A 16949-nucleotide genomic window follows, 5' to 3' on the forward strand; every position below is an offset into this window, starting at 1 on the left:
GACTTTCAGCGGTTGGCGAGTTCGGCCAAGCGGTAGGCGAGGCCGCTGCGGACGGCGGGGATGTGGGTGAGGGTGGACATGGCCAGATTGCGGACGGCGCGGGCCGAGGGGGAGCGGAGGGTGCCTATGCGGGTCATGCGGTCGGTGAAACTGACTACATCGAGTGCTATTGGGCGCCTGGTGGTTTCGTAGGTATCGAGCAGCGTTGACGACTCGCCGTTGAGTGCGCGGGCGAGGAGCGGGCCGAGGGTGGCGGCGTCTTGGATGCCGGTGTTCATGCCCTGACCGCCTGCGGGGCTGTGCACGTGGGCGGCGTCGCCCGCCAGGAAGATTCGGCCGGCGCGGTAGTGGTCGGCGACGCGGTGGTGGACGCGGAAGCGTGAGCTCCACAGCACCTCACGGACTTTGATGTCGCCGCCGGGTCCTCGGGTGTCGAGGATGGTTTGGATGTCGTCGCGGGTGGGGTGCTCGGGAGCCTCGTCGACGGTGGCGACTACTCGGTACCGGGTCGGGTCGGCATCGTCGGGGAGTGGTGCGACGACGGTGACGTCCTCCGGTGAAAGATGCAGTGCCACTTCGTCGCGGGCTACCGGCCAGTCCATTCGGACATCGGCGAGCACGAAAGAGGCGGCGTAGGTGTCGCCGGTGAAGGCGATGCCCGCCTGGTCGCGGACGACGCTGTGCATGCCGTCGGCGCCGACGACGTAGTCGGCGCGCAGGGTACCGGTGGTGCCCGCCTCGTCGGTGTATTCGACTGTGACGCCGTTGTTTTCGTCGGCGACCCGGGTCACCTGGTACGGCCGGTGGACGTCGCCGCCTGCCTTGCGCAGCCGGGCGAGCAGTACCGCCTCGGTGGTGTCCTGCGGCGCCATCAGGGTGAAGGGGTACTGCGTCGGGAGGTTGTCGAATCGGATGGTCGCCAGGGTGCGCGGGCCGTCGTGCACGGTGAATCGCGGCACCACAAGACCTTTGGCGATGAGCTCCTCGGCGATACCGAGTTCGTGCAGCACCTCGAGGGTTCTGGCGTGCACGACGGCGGCGCGAGAAGTGTTGGCGCCCTCGGCGAGACGGTCCAGTAGTACGAAGTCGACGCCCGCGTCGGCGAGGGTGATCGCCGCGGTCAGTCCGGCGGGGCCCGCGCCGACGATCGCGACGGAAGTGGTGTCCGGCAGCGGATTCTGGGTGGTGTTCATCGGAACTCCTGAGGTCAACATCTGTAGGCCAACGCCTGTTGACATAACGGTAGCGCGCCCCGCGTTGCGAAGTCAACAGTTGTTGGCCTACATTCGTTGGCATGACGATCGAGCCTGATCAGCAGCCTGTGCGCCGCTCCGACGCGACCCGTGCGACCATCCTCGATGCGGCCCGCGCCCGGTTCGCCGCCGAGGGCTACGGCAAGGCGACCATCCGCGCCATCGCCGCGGACGCCGCCATCGACCCGTCCATGGTCATGCGCTACTTCGGCAGCAAGGACGGCCTGTTCGCCGCGGCGGTCGACATCGATCTCGCCCTACCCGACCTGGCCGCCGCCGACCAGGACGCCGTCGGCGAACTGCTGATCCGCCGCTTCCTCGCCCTCTGGGAGGAGCCCCCCGGCAACGAGGTCCTGCTGACCCTGCTGCGCTCATCCATCACCGACGAAGCCGTCACCGAACGCTTCCGCGACGTCTTCGCCCAGCAGGTCCTCCCCGCCGTCCTCCGCTTCGGCGACCCCGCCGACGCCCCCCGCCGCAGCGCCCTCGTCGTCACCCAACTCCTCGGCATCGCCCTATGCCGCTACATCCTCCGCATCCCCCCGGTCGTCGCCTTCACCCAGGAGGAGCTGATCGCCGAAATCGCGCCTACCCTGCAGCGCTATCTCACTTCGGCGTCGGCAAACCGGTAGGCGGACCTGGGCAGCAGGGCTGCCCCGGTGCAACCAGCGGCCGATTCGGCTGAGCAGGTTGTGATTTCGGCCTAGGCCATCGGCTAGCTGGGCGCGATCCATTCGATCCAGGTCGCGGTCGTGCCGAAGGCCGCGGCGCTGGCGGCAAGGGCTTTGTTCTCCGCGGTCGCGGCGAGGTTGGCGAGCGCGATGTCGGTCGGGGCTGCCGCGGACTCGTCGGCGGCTCGTTTGGCCGCCGCCGCGGTCAGCTGGACATTCTTCGGCGGCTGCGGGAGTTCCAGCACGGCGGTGAGGGCGGCGGTGGCCGAGCGTGCGGCCGTCAACGCGGCTTTCCCGGCGGCAGGCAGCGAGGGGCGGAATTGGATGTCCTCGGCCGGACCGGAAGGCGCGGTACCCGGTTCGTCGGTGTGGACAGACGCGGCAAACGCGGACCGGCCGCGCGCGTTGGCACTGTCGGTGCGGGCCTGTGCTTGGGCAATCAGCGCGGCGGCCGCATGCCCGGTACCCGGCTCGCTGGTCTCGACGCTGGGATGCGCGGTCGCCATTGGAGCGGCGCCCGCGACGGCGAAAACTCCGAGGACTGCGACCGACAGGCGAGCGAGGGTGGACCGTACGGTGGGAATATCGTCCTCCCGAATCGTTGGGGTGCGCGGTGCGCGCACCGCGGTGTCATGCGGAACCTCTCGATATTCGGTACGGGTGAGCGTTCGGATAGGTGCCGATGTCGACTGAGGGCGGGCTCGACGCTCGCAAAATCGCCTTGCCTGCAACGCAACTGGCGAAGGGGTGTATCCCGAGTGAGTTCGGCACAGACAAAAGAACGCCCCGCCGGTATCGGCGAGGCGTTCTAGTGCGACGGATCAGGACGGGGTAGCCGCCAACAGTGCGCCGAGGGCACGGAGGTGGTCGGTGCCGCCGCCGAGGGCGAATTCGTGGTGCTTCGCGGCGGTGAAGTAGTTGTGCACGATGTGATCTCGATCGATGCCGACGCCGCCGTGGATGTGCACGACGGTGTGTGCCACCCGGTGGCCCGCGTCGGCGGCCCAGAACTTGGCGGTGTGCACGGCTGCCGCGCTGGGTAGGTCTTCGGAGATCTGCCAGGCGGCCTGGGTGAGTGCCAGGCGCAGACCTTGGACGTCGATGTAGGCGTCGGCCAGGCGCTGGGCGACGGCCTGGAAGCTGCCCACCGCTTTGCCGAATTGTTCACGCTCGCGGGCATATTCGGCGACTAGGTCGAGTGCGCGTTCGAGCGTGCCCAGCTGGAGGGCGCTGAGTCCGAGCCAGGCGCGGGTGAGCAGCCAGTCGAGGATCTCGGCCCCGTTCTCGACGGTGCCGATCAATTCGCCGGGGGTGTCGGTGAGTTCGACGGCGTACTCGGGGGTGCGGTCGACGACTTCTTGCGCGGTCACGGTCGCCGCCGACGGATCGACCAGGAATACCGCGACAGTCCCGGACACCGTGGCCGGGACCAGGATGCGGTCGGCCCGGTTGGCGAAGGGCACCGTGATCTTGGCGCCGGTGAGCCGCCAGCCACCGTCCGCCTCGACGGCGGTGGTGGTGGGCCGGGCGGGTTCCCAGTTGTGCTCCTCGGTGAGCGCGGCGGTCAGGATCACCTGACCCGCACCCGCCTGCGTCGCCCGATCCTGTTGCGCCGCATCGCCGAACTTCGCCAGCGCGCCCGCGCCGACCACGATCGACCACAGATACGGCACCGCGGCGACGTACTTGCCGAGCTCACGCAGGACGGCGGTCTGCTCGAGCACGCCGAAGTCGTTGCCACCAACGGACTCCGGAAGTGCCGCCGCGAGAACACCCGTCTCGGCAAGCGAACTCCAGAGCGCCTCGTCGAATCGCTCGGCCGCGGTGTCGAGTTCGCGCAGCCGGTCGGCGGTGACGAGCTTGCCGCATACCTCGCCGGTCAGCCTGCCCAGGTCGAGCTGGGCTTCGGTGGGAGTGAAATCCATGTCTGCTACCTGCTTTCCGACTCAGCGCGCCGACGCGGGCTGCTTGAGGGCGGTCATCGCGATGATGTCGCGCTGCACTTCGTTGGTGCCGCCGCCGAAGGTCAGGATCAGCGCGGCCCGGTGCATCCGCTCGAGCCGTCCGCGCAATGCCTCGCCGGGCGAGTCCTGGCGCAGATAGGCCTGCGGGCCGAGGACTTCCATGAGCAGCCGGTACGCCTCGGTGGCCAGTTCGGTGCCGTACACCTTGCAGGTGGAGGCGTCCCACTGCCGTGGCGCGGCGTCGCCGCCCGCGTCGGCCCGGCTGGCGATCTCCCAGTTGAGCAGCTTCAGGTACTCCACCTTGGCGTGCACCCGCGCCAGATTGAGCTGCACCCATTCCTGGTCGATGACGCGGGAACCATTGGCCGCCTTGGTGTTGCGGGCCCATTCCACGGTCTGGCTCACCGCGAGACCCAACGGCCCCGCCGAGGTCAGCGCGACCCGCTCGTGGTTGAGCTGGTTGGTGATCAGCGACCAGCCACCGTTTTCCTGGCCGACCAGCGCGCTCGCGGGCACCCGGACGTCCTGGTAGTAGGTCGCGCTGGTGTCCGGCCCCGCCATGGTGTGCACGGGTGTCCAGGAGAAGCCCTCGGCCGTGGTCGGCACGATGAGCATGCTGATGCCCTTGTGCTTCTTGGCATTCGGATCGGTGCGCACCGCGAGCCAGACGTAGTCCGCGTAGGCGATCAGGCTGGTCCACATCTTCTGGCCGTTGATCACGTAGTCGTCGCCGTCGCGTACCGCGTTGGTGCGCAGGCTGGCCAGGTCGGTGCCCGCGCCCGGCTCGGAGTAGCCGATGGCGAAGTGCAGCTCGCCCGCCGCGATCTTGGGCAGGAAGAAGCGCTTCTGCTCCTCGCTGCCGTAGTGCATGATCGTCGGCGCGACCGAGTTGATGGTCAGGAACGGCACCGGCGCGCCCGCGATGGCCGCCTCGTCGGTGAAGATCAGCTGGTCCATCGTCGGCCGGTCCTGGCCGCCGAACTCCTTCGGCCAGGCCAGGGTGAGCCAGCCGTCGCGGCCCATCTCCTGGACGACCTCGCGGTACACGTTGCCCTGGCCGTACTCGCCGGTCTGCGCGCTGAGCGCAGCCCGGCGCTCCGGAGTGATGAGTCGCGCGAAGTAGTCGCGCAGCTCCGCGCGTAGCTCCTCCTGCTGCGGCGTGTACGCAATGCGCATGGCAAATACCTCAGGCCTTCGTCGATGTGGGTTCACCCGATCATTGCATATGGACTGAAACATGTTCCAGTATTGAGGGGGAATCGGGTCGATGGCGCCACGTTCGGCGGCATCGGCTTGTTAGGCTTCGGCAAGGATCGCGGTAAAGGAGTTCTCATGAAGGTCAGCGTCGATCTGGATCAGTGTGAAGCGAACGGAATCTGCGTCGGAATCGCCCCCGACGTGTTCGAACTCGATGACGAGGACCAGCTGCACATCCTCGAGGCCGACGTTCCGGCGGACCGTTTGGCCGACATCGAGGACGCGGTGGCGCAGTGCCCCAAAGCGGCGCTGCGGCTGCAATGAGACCGACCCTTGCCATAGAATGGAACACGTTCTAGGGTCGGGCTCGTGAGTGAGCGCAGCGAACGAACCATGGACACAGCGTCCGCAGGAACGACGGAGCCGAGCGTCAGCGAGGCGCAGTCGTGAATGATGATGTGAGTCTTGCTGGGCGGGTGGCGATCGTTACGGGTGCCGGAGCAGGTCTGGGGCGGGCAGAGGCGCTCGCGCTGGCTGGAGCCGGCGCTTCGGTGGTGGTCAACGATCTGTCGGAATCCGACGCGGTTACTGACACCCTGTCCGACATCCGCGCGCTCGGCGCCAAGGCCGAATTCGTCGCGGGCAGCATTGCCGAACGGGCGACCGCGGACGCGTTGATCCGCACCGCGGACGAGGCCTTCGGCAGCGTCGACATCGTGGTGAACAACGCGGGCATCACCAGGGACCGGATGCTGTTCAACATGTCCGACGAGGACTTCGACGCCGTTGTCGCGGTCCACCTGCGCGGTCATTTCCTGTTGTCCCGCAACGCCGCAACGTACTGGCGCGGCAAGTCCAAAGCGGCAGGCGCGCCGATCTACGGCAGGCTCGTCAACACCTCCTCCGAGGCCGGTCTGCTCGGACCGGAAGGTCAAGCCAACTACGGCGCCGCCAAGGCGGGCATCACCGCGCTGACCCTGTCGGCCGCGCGGGCGCTGTCCCGGTATGGCGTGCGCGCCAATGCGATCGCGCCCCGCGCACGCACCGCGATGACCGAGGCCGTGTTCAGCGCGGCGCCCGAGGGTGAGGTGGATCCGCTCTCGCCCGACCATGTGGCACGGCTGGTCGCCTACCTCGCCTCGCCCGCCGCGGACGCGGTGAACGGCCAACTCTTCGTGGTCTACGGGGGGATGGTCGCGCTCATGGCGGCGCCCATCGTCGAGCAACGCTTCGACGCCGCCGGCGGGCAATGGTCCGCCGATGATCTCGCCGCCACCCTCGGCGGCTATTTCGCCGAACGCCCTGCCGGGCAGACATTCTCGGCCTCGGCCCTGATGGATCTAGGCTGAGTTCGTTCGCCGGCGTCCGGCCGCGCGAAACATGCGCAGCGAGGACCGACATCTGCAAGACCCGCTGACAATGAACTGCTGATCGGCCGTCCAACTGTTGATCAAGGGTCGGGCACTTGGTAGACATTGGTGTGTGAGATGTGTGCCGCCTCACAAAGGTGGGATCAATCTCCTGACACTCGTTCCAAATTCACATGCCGATGTAAAGAAAAAGTGCAGTTCAAAAGTGGCAAACATCTTCCGGCAACGCAGTGAACGTGTTCTAATCGTGGAGGCGGTGCGGCCTCGGTGAAGAATCGTGCCGTGAGTAAGACGCGCAGATTTCAGCAAGGAGGTTCAAAGATGAACGAGGTCCTTGCTGTGCCATTGCGGGCGGTCGGCGGGTTCTTCGAACTGACGGCCGAAGTCGCGCGTTCCAGTGTGCGCAGACCATTTCAAGGACGCGAGTTCATCGACCAGTCCTGGTTCATCGCACGCGTTTCCATCGTGCCGACACTGTTGGTCGCGATTCCATTCACCGTTCTGGTGAGCTTCACGCTGAACATCCTGTTGCGCGAGATCGGCGCGGCCGATCTGAGCGGGGCGGGCGCGGCCTTCGGCGCGGTCACCCAGGTCGGCCCGATCGTCACCGTGCTGATCGTCGCGGGGGCCGGCGCCACCGCCATCTGCGCTGACCTGGGCGCCCGCACGATTCGCGAGGAAATCGACGCGATGCGGGTGCTCGGCATCAACCCGGTGCAGCGGCTGGTGGTGCCGCGCGTGCTCGCGTCGATGTTCGTCGCGCTGATGCTCAACAGCCTGGTGTGCACCATCGGCATCGTCGGCGGATTTCTGTTCTCGGTCTTTCTGCAGGACGTGAACCCCGGCGCCTTCGTCAACGGCATCACGCTGCTGACCCATTTGCCCGAATTGGTCATCTCGGAGGTCAAGGCCGGATTGTTCGGGCTGATCGCCGGGCTGGTGGCCTGTTATCTGGGTCTGAATGTCAAGGGTGGTCCCAAGAGTGTCGGTGATGCGGTGAATCAGACCGTTGTCTTCGCCTTTATGGCTTTGTTCGTGGTGAACGTCGTGGTCACCGCCGTTGGTATCAAGTTCACGGCGCGGTGACCGCATGGCCTTCGTGATCGAATCCCGCTTCCCGCGTACCGTGCGACGAGTGCGTCGGATGTCGGACTCGCTCGATTCTGTTGGTAAACATGCTGTGTTCTATGCACAGGCCCTGGGGGCTATTCCGCGTGCCTTGACGCACTATCGCACCGAAACCATTCGGTTGATCGCCGAAATCAGCATGGGCAGCGGTGCTTTGGCGGTGATCGGCGGCACCGTGGTGATCGTCGGCTTCCTCACCCTGTTCGCGGGCGGCACCATCGCCGTGCAGGGGTACAGCTCGCTCGGCAATATCGGCGTCGAGGCGCTCACCGGCTTCTTCGCGGCCTTCATCAATGTCCGCATCGCGGCGCCGGTGATTTCCGGCATCGGACTAGCCGCCACCATCGGGGCCGGGTCGACCGCGCAGCTGGGCGCGATGCGGGTGGCCGAGGAGATCGACGCGCTGGAATCGATGGCGATCCGGCCGGTGCCGTATCTGGTCGGCACCAGGGTGCTGGCCGGGATGATCGCGATCGTGCCGCTGTACGCGCTCGCGGTGATCGCGTCGTTCCTGGCCAGCCGGTTCGCCACGGTGGTCATCTACGGGCAGTCGGCGGGCGTGTACGACCACTACTTCTCCACCTTCCTGATCCCGAGCGACATCCTCTGGTCGTTCGCCCAGGCGATCTTCATGGCGCTGGCGGTCATGCTGATCCACACCTATTACGGCTTCCATGCCTCGGGCGGACCGGTCGGGGTCGGCGTCGCGGTCGGCAACGCGGTGCGGGCCTCGCTGGTCGCGGTGGTCACGGTGACCCTGCTGATCTCGCTGGCCATCTACGGCACCTCCGGCAACTTTCACCTCTCCGGGTAAACCGATATGGCGGATTCGAACAAAGTGCGCGCAGCAGTGGGATACAAGTTGGCCGGTGCCGCGATGGTGCTCGCGCTGGTCGCGATCGTCGCCGTCGCGTTGGTGATGTTCGTCGGCGGATTCACCCCGACGGCCACCGTGACGATCGACGCGCCACGCGCCGGGCTGGTGCTCGACCCGGACGCCAAGGTGAAGGTGCGCGGCGTGGAGATCGGGCGGGTGGTCTCGATCGATCAGACCGCCGACGGCGCCAGCCTGAAGCTGGCGCTCAATCCCGAACAGCTGAAGCTTGTTCCGGCCAACGCGGGCGTCGATATCCGCTCCACCACCGTCTTCGGCGCGAAGTACGTGAACTTCACCGTGCCGCAACAGCCTTCGTCGGCCTCGCTGCGGCCGGGCGCGCGGGTGACCGCCCAGCACGTGACCGTCGAATTCAACACGCTGTTCCAGCACCTGTCCGACGTGCTGGCCAAGGTGCAGCCGGAGAAGCTGAACGCGACGCTGTCCGCGCTCGGCACGGCGCTGCAGGGCCGCGGCGAGAAGCTGGGCGACCTGCTCGCCCGCAGCGACGCCTACCTGCGCGACATCAACCCGTATCTGTCCACGCTGCAACAGGATCTGGTGCAGACCGGCGACGTCACCAACCTGTACGCCGACACCGTGCCCGACCTGTTGCGCACCGTCGACAACGCCACCGTCACCAGCCAGACGCTGGTCGACGAGCAGCAGAGCCTGGACGACGTGCTGGCCAACCTGATCGGCCTGGCCGACACCACCGGATCGGTGTTGCGCGAGAACGAGGCCAACTTCAGCACCGCGCTGGATCTGCTCCGGCCGACCACGAGCCTGCTCTTCGAATACGCTCCTGCGCTCAGCTGCATCATCAACGGCCTCGGCCCGATGATGCCGCTGGCCGAGGAGGTGTTCGGCGGCAAGCTGCCCGGCATCGGGATGAACACCAACTTCATGTTCGGCGCGCAGCCCTACAAGTATCCGGACGACCTGCCGAAGGTGAACGCGACCGGCGGCCCGCACTGCGAGGGCGTGGTCGATCGGGTGCCGGACAGTCATGCGGGGTACGTCGTCACCGACACGAACGAGGGAGCTCCGTACGTGCCGAGCACGGGTTTCACCAAGCCCAACGAAGCACCGAAGGTGTTCCAGCTGCTGTTCGCCGGGCTACCGGGGGTGGGCTCGCTGTGAAGAACACCGCCACGACGGTCAAACTGCTGATCTTCACGCTGGTGATGGCGCTGGTGTTCGCCGGTCTGGTGATCGTGTTCAGCCAGATGCGTTTCGCCAGGGAGTACGGCTATCACGCCGTGTTCACCAGTTCGTCGGGGATGTTGCCCGGCTCGAAGGTGCGCATCGCCGGCGTGCCGGTCGGCTCGGTCTCCTCGGTGAAGGTGGGCAAGGACCATCTCGCGCACGTCGAGTTCGACGTCGACCGCAAGTACCGGCTGCTCACCAGCACCCGCGCCACCGTCCGCTACGAAAACCTGGTCGGTGACCGGTATCTGGAGCTGCTGGAGGGGCCGGGCACGAACGAGGTGCTGCCCGACGGCGGCACCATCGACAAGGACAAGACGGCGCCAGCGCTGGACCTGGACATGCTGCTCGGCGGGTTCCGGCCGCTGCTGCGCGGCCTGGACCCGGCCCAGGTGAACGACCTGACCGGCGCGCTGCTGCAGATCTTCCAGGGCCAGGGCGGCACCCTGGTCTCGCTGCTCAACAGCGGCGGCTCGTTCGCCAAGACCCTCGCCGATCGCGACGAGCTGATCGGCAACGTGATCAACAACCTGAACACGGTGCTGGCGACCATCGATCAGCGTGGCGACCAGTTCGCCACCACGCTCGACGAATTGCAGCGGCTGGTCAGCGGTTTGGCCGCCGACCGGGACCCGATCGGTGACGCGCTGCCACGCATCGCGGGCGCGACCCGCGACCTCACCGGGCTGCTCCAGACGGCGCGGCCGGACCTGCGGTCGACCATCGAGCAGACGGGGCGACTGTCCACCAATCTCGACAACGGCTCGGACACCCTGCAGTGGGTGCTCGACAAGTTGCCGGACACCTACAAGAAGCTGATCCGCATCGGCGCCTACGGCTCGTTCCTGCAGCTCTACGTCTGCGGGACCAACCTGGTCGTGGACGGCCCGAACGGACAGCCGATGCAGGTGAACCTGCCGGGTAAGCAGACGACCGGAAGGTGCACGCCCTGATGAACGAGCGATCACGCGCCGTCACCATCGGCATCGTCGGGTTGGTTGTCGCGGCGTGTATTGCCCTCTCCGCCTTGCAGTTCGGCCGGTTGCCGTTCATCCACGGCGGCGCGACCTATACCGCGTACTTCGCCGACGCGGGCGGCCTGCTGCCCGGCGACGCGGTCCAGGTGGCCGGTGTGCGGTCCGGCGAGGTGAACGACGTGCACCTGGACGGCGCCAAGGTGCTGGTCCGCTTCACCCTCGACGAGTCGATCGTGCTGGGCCAGAAGACCTCCGCCGCGATCAAGACCAACACCGTGCTCGGCCGCAAGTCGCTCGAGCTGACCCCGACCGGATCGGGCACGCTGCGGCGCACCGACCCGATTCCGTTGGACCGCACCACTTCCCCGTACTCGCTCAACGACGCGCTCGGCGACCTCGGCCGCACGGTGCAGGGGCTGGATATGGATCAGGTGGACAAGACCCTGGACACGCTCTCGGCCACCTTCGCCGATACCCCGGCGCCGCTGCGGGCGGCGCTGGACGGCGTAACCGCCCTGTCGCGCAGCATCAATGCCCGCGACCAGGCGCTGTCCGAGCTGCTGACCAGGGCGCAGAACGTCACCAAGATCCTGGCCGACCGGAGCAACCAGATCAACGCGCTGCTGCTGGACGGCAACAACCTGCTCGGCGAGCTGGACCGGCGCCGCGCCGCGATCGGGCAGCTGATCGTCTACGTCAACGAGGTGGCCAAGCAGCTGTCCGGCCTGGTCTCGGACAACGAGCCGATCCTCAAACCCGCACTGGACAAGCTGAATTCGGTACTCGGCCTGTTGCAGCGCAACAAGCAGAACATCTCCGACGCGCTCGACAGCCTCGGTCCGTACGCCGCGGCGCTCGGCGAGCAGGTCGGCAACGGGCCGTGGTTCAACGCCTACGTCGTCAACGCCACCAGCACCGAGTTGCAGCCGCTGGTCGACGCGCTGGTGTGGCCGGAGCATCTGCCCGAGGACCTGCGCAACATCTTCACCAACCCGGCACCGCCGTCGATCGGGCCCGCCATTCAGGAGCCACCGCGATGAACATGCTGGACAGAGCTCGCAAGTTGCCGCGCTGGGCGCTGCTGGTCGCCGGTGGGCTGGTCGCCGTGCTGGTGCTGGCCGGGGTGTACAGCGGCGTGAGCCGGATCGGGAAGACCTCGATCACCGCGTATTTCCCGTCGACGTCGGGGCTGTACCAGGGCGACGAGGTCCGGGTGCTCGGTGTCAACGTCGGCCGGATCGACTCGATCGAGCCGGGCAAGGACCGGGTGAAGGTCAAGATGACCATTGATCGCGGGATCGACCTGCCTGCCGACGCGCGCGCGGTCATCATTTCGCCGTCGCTGGTATCGGCGCGGTTCATCCAGGTGGCGCCCGCCTACGTCAGCGGACCGAAAATGCGTAGCGGCGCGGAGATTCCGCTCGAGCACACCGCCGTGCCGGTGGAGTGGGACGACATCAAGGCCGAACTGTCCAAGCTGTCAACGACTCTCGGTCCGGTCGGGGATGACGCGCAGGGTTCGTTCGGACGCTTCGTCAACACCGCCGCCGACAACATGGACGGCAACGGGCAGAAGCTGCGCGACACGTTGCGCGAGCTGTCCGCGACCTTGAACACCCTGTCGGACGGGCGAACCGATCTGTTCGGCACCATTCGCAATCTGCAGAAGTTCGTCGACGTGCTGTCGGCGAGCAACGAGCAGATCGTGCAGTTCGGCGGCAGGCTCGCATCGGTGTCCTCGGTGCTGGCGGGTACTTCGCAGGAACTCGGTGCGGGACTGGACAATCTGGATACCGCGCTCGGCGACGTGAAGCGGTTCCTGGACGGCAGCGGCGCCGAACTCACCGAGGGCGTGCAGCGGCTGGCCGATGTCACCCAGCAGCTGGTGGACAAGCGGCCCGAGCTGGAGCGGGTGCTGCATTCCGGGCCGACGGCGCTGGTGAACTTCTACCAGATCTACAAGCCTGCCCAGGGCACGCTGGCCGGCGCGGTCTCGCTCAACAACACGGCCGATCCGCTCGGCTTCCTCTGCGGCTCGGTGCGGGCGCTGGAAACCAATGACTCGGATCGCTCCGCCGATCTGTGCGCGCAGTACCTCGCGCCGGTAATCAGCTCGCTCGCCATGAATTACGCGCCGATCATGCTGAATCCGGCCACCGGCGTGCACGCGTTCCCGAACCAGTTGACCTACAGCCCGCCGAGCCTGGCCGGGCAGACCGCACCGCCGGGTCCGGCGCCCGGACCGGCTCCGGTGACCGTGCCGAACGGCCTTACCGGACTGGCTATTCCAGGAGGAGGGCGATGAGGCGGCCGCGCCGGATGGCAATGCTGGTGGTGGGTCTCGCGGTGGCCCTTGGTATCTCGGGCTGCGAGTGGGACGGCTTGAACTCGCTGCCGATGCCGGGCACCGAGGGCACCATGGACGGCGCGTACAAGGTGCGCATCCAGATGCCGAATGTGACCACGCTGACCAGGAATTCACCGGTCCGGGTCGACGACGTCACCGTCGGGACCGTGTCGAATATCGAGGTGGAGGGCTGGCACGCGCTGGTCACCGTGACGCTGAATCCGAGCGTGCGACTACCCGCCAATGCCGTCGCCAAGATCGGGCAGACCAGTCTGCTCGGCAGCAACCACGTCGAGCTGGCTCCGCCGAGTGACGCGGTGCCGCAAGGACAGTTGAAGGACGGCGACCTCATCCCGCTGGAGCGGGCGGGTGCCTATCCGACGACCGAGCAGGTGCTCTCGTCACTGTCGGTGGTGCTCAACGGCGGTGGCATCTCGCAGCTGGAAACGATTACCCGCGAACTGAATTCCGCGCTCAAGGGGCGGGCGAACGACATCCGCGATCTGCTGCCGCAGCTCAACGAGCTGACCATCAACCTGGACAAGCAGCGCAATGACATCATCGCGGCGATGAGCGGACTGGACCGCCTCGGCGGCCAACTGGCCCAGCAGCGCGACGTGGTCGCCGCCGCCATCGAGCGCATCCACCCCGCGCTCACCGTGCTCGCCGACCGCACCAAGAACATCACCGCCACGATCAACGCGCTCGGTGACCTCAGCGACGTGACCGATCGGCTCATCGCCAGCAGCGGCGACAACCTGAAGGCCAATCTGCGCAGCCTCGCCCCGGTGCTGCGGACGCTGGCCGACACGGGATCCAACCTCATCGAGTCGCTGAAGATCATTCCGACCTTCCCGTTCCCGATGAAGAACCTCGACAAAGCGATCATGGGCGACTACCTGAACCTGTTCATCACCGTCGACCTCACCGGAAAACGCCTGGACAGCAACTGGTTGACCGGCACGCCGCTCGGCGGTCGATTCGGCGGCGTCGAGGGTGTGATCGGCAGTTTCGCGCCGGATACCGCGACGCAGAGCGGCAATCCGGCGACCGGACCGCTGCAGCCGGGGCCCGCCCCTGGCGCCCAGCCCACGCCGACCATTCCCGGCCTGCCGCCGATTCCCGGTCTGCCCGCCATTCCCGGGCTGACCGTGCCGCTGCCGGGAAACACTGCGCCACAAGGGGGTCCGGGCCGATGACGCTCACCCGATTCGTCCGCGTCCAGCTGTCGATCTTCGCCGTGCTGACGGTGATCGGCCTGGCGATCATGGGCGGGGTGTATGTGAAGGTGCCCGCGATGTTCGGCATCGGCCGCTACGACGTCACGGTGCAACTGGAGGCGACCGGTGGTCTCTACCCGACCGCCAACGTGGCCTACCGCGGCACGAATGTCGGTGTGGTGAAGGACATTCGGCTCACGTCGAGCGGGGTCGAGGCGAAGCTGTCCATCGACAGCGACTACAAGGTGCCCTCGGATGTGGCCGCGTGGGTGCGCAGCGTCTCCGCGATCGGCGAGCAGTACGTCGATCTGATTCCGGCCGACCATCCCGCAGGCGGCAACCTGGCCGACGGCGCGGTGATTCCGGTGGGGCGCACCAAACTTCCGCAGGACGTCGGCTCGCTGCTCGACCAGTCCGACCGGCTGCTGTCCAGCGTCGCCGACACCCGGCTGCGGCAGGTGATCGACGAGGCGTTCAAGGCGTTCAACGGCGCGGGCCCGGACCTGCAGCGGTTCATCGACTCGGCCTCGCTGCTGGTGCAGGAGGCGCAGAACAGCGCGGAACCGACGAAGAAGCTGATCGATCAGATCGGACCGTTGCTGGACACCCAGATCCAGTCCGACGCGGCCATCCGGTCGTGGACCAGCGACCTGGCCACGGTCACCGACCAGCTGCGCGCGCACGATCCGTCGCTGCGCAATGTGCTGCGCGACGGGCCTTCCGCGATGCGGCGGGTCAGCGCGCAGTTCGAATCGCTGCGCCCGACGCTGCCGCTGCTGTTGACCAACCTGGTCAGTACCGGGCAGGTCGGCGTCACCTATCACGCTGGGCTGGAACAACTCCTGGTGGTCTTCCCGCCGCTGATCGCGGCGCTGCGGACGATCATCCGCGGACCGGTGGAATACGGCGCCATGGTCGACTTCATGGTGGTGGTCAACGACCCGCCCGCCTGCACGACCGGATTCCTGCCGCCCAACGAACGACGCTCGCCGAGTGAGCTGGATTCGATCCCCTCACCGCCCGGCCTGTACTGCAAAGTGCCGCAGGACTCGCAGGTCGACGTGCGCGGCATCCGCAACACGCCGTGCGCGGAATTCCCGGGCGTGCGAGCGCCGACACCCGAGCTCTGCCGGACCGGTTATGTCCCGCAAGGAGACAATCCCGCGTTCGGTCCGCCGCGCCCGGTAGCCCCGGCGGCCGCGCCGGTCGCACCGGGTTCGACACAGGTGGCACCCGCCGCGTACGGCACCGGCACGCCCGCTGCCGCGAGATCCTATGACCCGTCCACCGGCCAGTACATCGGCCCGGACGGCCGCACCTACCGACAGGGCGATATCGGACCGGGCGGTTCTGGCACGGTACCGTCGAGCTGGCAGGCGATGCTCGAGGAGCAGCAACGATGAGTAGTGAAAACGCAGATCAGCACCGGACGCGGCGACGCGCGGTGCGTTCGGTGGGTCCGCCGGCGGAAGAGACGGCGAGCCCCGCTGTGACGTCGGTTCTGGTCGCGAAGGCCGACACCGCCGCGTTCACGGCTCGCGCCGCGGCGCTGGGTAGTCAGGCCGACCACACGACGGCCGCCGACGCGGAAAACGCGTCCGGTGTCACGGCTTCCGCCCCGGCGGCGCAGGACGCGGCACCGGTCGACGCCGTTGTCGCCGATGCGGCCGACAGCACTGTGGTCGATCTCGCGAAGGGCGTGCCCACCGATGCGCAGGACGCCGAACCCGAGCGGACCAAGCGCGGTGCGTGGCGCACCATCGGCGTCGCCGCGGCCGCCGTCCTGGTGCTCGCGCTGCTGATCGGCGCGGGCTTCGCCGGAATGAAGGTGCGTTCGATCGACGCCCGTGACGAGCGTCGCGGCGAATACGAGCAGACCGCCCGGCAGGCCATCCTCAACCTGACCACCATCCGGGCCGATTCCGCCAAGGCCGATATCGACCGGATCCTCTCGGTGGCCTCCGGCCAGTTCAAGAACGAATTCGACGGGCGGGTCGACCCGTTCATGAATATCGTGCAGCAGGCCAAGGTGGTCTCCAACGGCGAGATCATCGACGCGGCGCTGGAAAGCGACAGCGACGATTCCGCGTCGGTGCTGGTCGCCGCCAAGCAGTCGCTCACCAACGCGGGCCAGCAGGGCGAGCAGACGCGGTTCTACCGGTTCCGGGTCACCGTGAGTCGCGGCGACTCCGGTATGACGGTTTCCAAAGTGGAGTTCGTGGGATGACACGTCGTGAAATGACCGAGCGTGGAATGACCAAGCGCGGCAAGATCTTTCTGGCCACCCTGAGCGTGCTCGCCCTCGCGGCGGTGGTGGTGCTCGGCGTCAGCGGATTCCGGATCTGGAACGACAACCAGGCCGAGCAGGCGCGCAAGGACGCGGTGACCGCCGCCGCCCGGACCGTCTCGGCCATGTTCACCTACGACTTCCAGACCGTGGACAAGGAACTGCCGAAGGCGGCCGACAACCTCTCGCCGAAGTTCAAGGACGACTACCTGAAGCTCATCGAGCAGGCAATCGCTCCGGGCGCCAAGGAAAAACAGCTCAACGTGAAGGCGACCACTCAGGCGGGCGGTGTCGTCTCCGGCGACAAGTCGCACGTGGTCGTGCTGCTGTTCCTGAATCAGGTGACCACCAGCAAGGATTCACCGGAGGGCACAACCACGGGTAGCCGGGTGCGCGCCACGGTGGAGAAGGACGGCGATCGCTGGCTGGTCGATCAGGTCACGCCGGTTTAG

At 67.2% G+C, this 16949-nt stretch carries 17 protein-coding genes; 13 read left to right on the forward strand and 4 right to left on the reverse strand.

Features of this window, described 5'->3' with window-relative positions:
- Nucleotides 1-5: 5 nt before the first annotated feature.
- Nucleotides 6-1193 carry an FAD-dependent monooxygenase gene (locus ACIBK2_RS07610; protein ID WP_396964770.1) on the reverse strand — a complete coding sequence of 396 codons (1188 nt, stop codon included), beginning with the start codon at nucleotides 1191-1193 and terminating at the stop codon, nucleotides 6-8.
- Between the two features lie 101 nt (nucleotides 1194-1294).
- Here ACIBK2_RS07610 and ACIBK2_RS07615 point away from each other — a divergent pair, with 101 nt between their 5' ends.
- Entirely contained in the window at nucleotides 1295-1885 is a 591-nt protein-coding gene (locus ACIBK2_RS07615) for a TetR family transcriptional regulator (RefSeq protein WP_396964772.1), read from the forward strand.
- An 83-nt stretch (nucleotides 1886-1968) separates the two neighbouring features.
- On the opposite strand, the gene ACIBK2_RS07620 is transcribed toward ACIBK2_RS07615, so the two are convergent.
- The 3 genes from ACIBK2_RS07620 to ACIBK2_RS07630 all read right to left on the reverse strand — a co-directional run bounded on the left by ACIBK2_RS07620 (nucleotide 1969) and on the right by ACIBK2_RS07630 (nucleotide 5064).
- Nucleotides 1969-2547: a hypothetical protein gene (locus ACIBK2_RS07620; RefSeq protein ID WP_396964774.1), complete on the reverse strand. Its 579-nt coding sequence runs from the start codon at nucleotides 2545-2547 to the stop codon at nucleotides 1969-1971.
- Between the two features lie 198 nt (nucleotides 2548-2745).
- Nucleotides 2746-3849 (reverse strand): acyl-CoA dehydrogenase family protein, encoded by a 1104-nt coding sequence (locus ACIBK2_RS07625; RefSeq protein WP_396964776.1) that lies wholly within the window; start codon nucleotides 3847-3849, stop codon nucleotides 2746-2748.
- A gap of 21 nt (nucleotides 3850-3870) precedes the next feature.
- Entirely contained in the window at nucleotides 3871-5064 is a 1194-nt protein-coding gene (locus tag ACIBK2_RS07630) for an acyl-CoA dehydrogenase family protein (protein ID WP_379282080.1), read from the reverse strand.
- A 156-nt stretch (nucleotides 5065-5220) separates the two neighbouring features.
- Between ACIBK2_RS07630 and ACIBK2_RS07635 the strand changes: the two genes are divergently transcribed.
- The 12 genes from ACIBK2_RS07635 (at nucleotide 5221) to ACIBK2_RS07690 (ending at nucleotide 16949) form a co-directional block, all read left to right on the forward strand.
- On the forward strand, nucleotides 5221-5409 hold the full coding sequence (locus tag ACIBK2_RS07635) for a ferredoxin (protein WP_379282081.1): 189 nt from the start codon (nucleotides 5221-5223) through the stop codon (nucleotides 5407-5409).
- A gap of 122 nt (nucleotides 5410-5531) precedes the next feature.
- Nucleotides 5532-6434 (forward strand): 3-oxoacyl-ACP reductase, encoded by a 903-nt coding sequence (locus ACIBK2_RS07640; protein ID WP_396964779.1) that lies wholly within the window; start codon nucleotides 5532-5534, stop codon nucleotides 6432-6434.
- A 342-nt stretch (nucleotides 6435-6776) separates the two neighbouring features.
- Nucleotides 6777-7541 carry an ABC transporter permease gene (locus ACIBK2_RS07645; RefSeq protein ID WP_150403813.1) on the forward strand — a complete coding sequence of 255 codons (765 nt, stop codon included), beginning with the start codon at nucleotides 6777-6779 and terminating at the stop codon, nucleotides 7539-7541.
- A gap of 4 nt (nucleotides 7542-7545) precedes the next feature.
- Nucleotides 7546-8397, forward strand: coding sequence for an ABC transporter permease (locus tag ACIBK2_RS07650; RefSeq protein ID WP_357379630.1), 852 nt, complete (start codon nucleotides 7546-7548; stop codon nucleotides 8395-8397).
- A gap of 6 nt (nucleotides 8398-8403) precedes the next feature.
- Entirely contained in the window at nucleotides 8404-9600 is a 1197-nt protein-coding gene (locus ACIBK2_RS07655) for an MCE family protein (RefSeq protein WP_396964782.1), read from the forward strand.
- On the forward strand, nucleotides 9597-10619 hold the full coding sequence (locus ACIBK2_RS07660) for an MCE family protein (RefSeq protein WP_357379626.1): 1023 nt from the start codon (nucleotides 9597-9599) through the stop codon (nucleotides 10617-10619). The genes ACIBK2_RS07655 and ACIBK2_RS07660 overlap by 4 nt, the downstream gene beginning before the upstream one ends.
- Nucleotides 10619-11683, forward strand: coding sequence for an MCE family protein (locus ACIBK2_RS07665; RefSeq protein ID WP_396964785.1), 1065 nt, complete (start codon nucleotides 10619-10621; stop codon nucleotides 11681-11683). Before ACIBK2_RS07660 ends, ACIBK2_RS07665 begins: the two co-directional genes overlap by 1 nt.
- Nucleotides 11680-12948, forward strand: coding sequence for an MCE family protein (locus tag ACIBK2_RS07670; protein WP_396964787.1), 1269 nt, complete (start codon nucleotides 11680-11682; stop codon nucleotides 12946-12948). The genes ACIBK2_RS07665 and ACIBK2_RS07670 overlap by 4 nt, the downstream gene beginning before the upstream one ends.
- Nucleotides 12945-14189: an MCE family protein gene (locus tag ACIBK2_RS07675; protein ID WP_396964789.1), complete on the forward strand. Its 1245-nt coding sequence runs from the start codon at nucleotides 12945-12947 to the stop codon at nucleotides 14187-14189. The genes ACIBK2_RS07670 and ACIBK2_RS07675 overlap by 4 nt, the downstream gene beginning before the upstream one ends.
- Nucleotides 14186-15613: an MCE family protein gene (locus ACIBK2_RS07680; RefSeq protein ID WP_396964791.1), complete on the forward strand. Its 1428-nt coding sequence runs from the start codon at nucleotides 14186-14188 to the stop codon at nucleotides 15611-15613. The genes ACIBK2_RS07675 and ACIBK2_RS07680 overlap by 4 nt, the downstream gene beginning before the upstream one ends.
- Nucleotides 15610-16437: a hypothetical protein gene (locus ACIBK2_RS07685; protein WP_396964793.1), complete on the forward strand. Its 828-nt coding sequence runs from the start codon at nucleotides 15610-15612 to the stop codon at nucleotides 16435-16437. Before ACIBK2_RS07680 ends, ACIBK2_RS07685 begins: the two co-directional genes overlap by 4 nt.
- Complete coding sequence (locus ACIBK2_RS07690) at nucleotides 16434-16949, forward strand: h domain protein (protein WP_396964795.1); 516 nt, start codon at nucleotides 16434-16436, stop codon at nucleotides 16947-16949. The genes ACIBK2_RS07685 and ACIBK2_RS07690 overlap by 4 nt, the downstream gene beginning before the upstream one ends.

Source organism: Nocardia sp. NPDC050175 (assembly GCF_044459885.1).
GTDB lineage: Bacteria > Actinomycetota > Actinomycetes > Mycobacteriales > Mycobacteriaceae > Nocardia.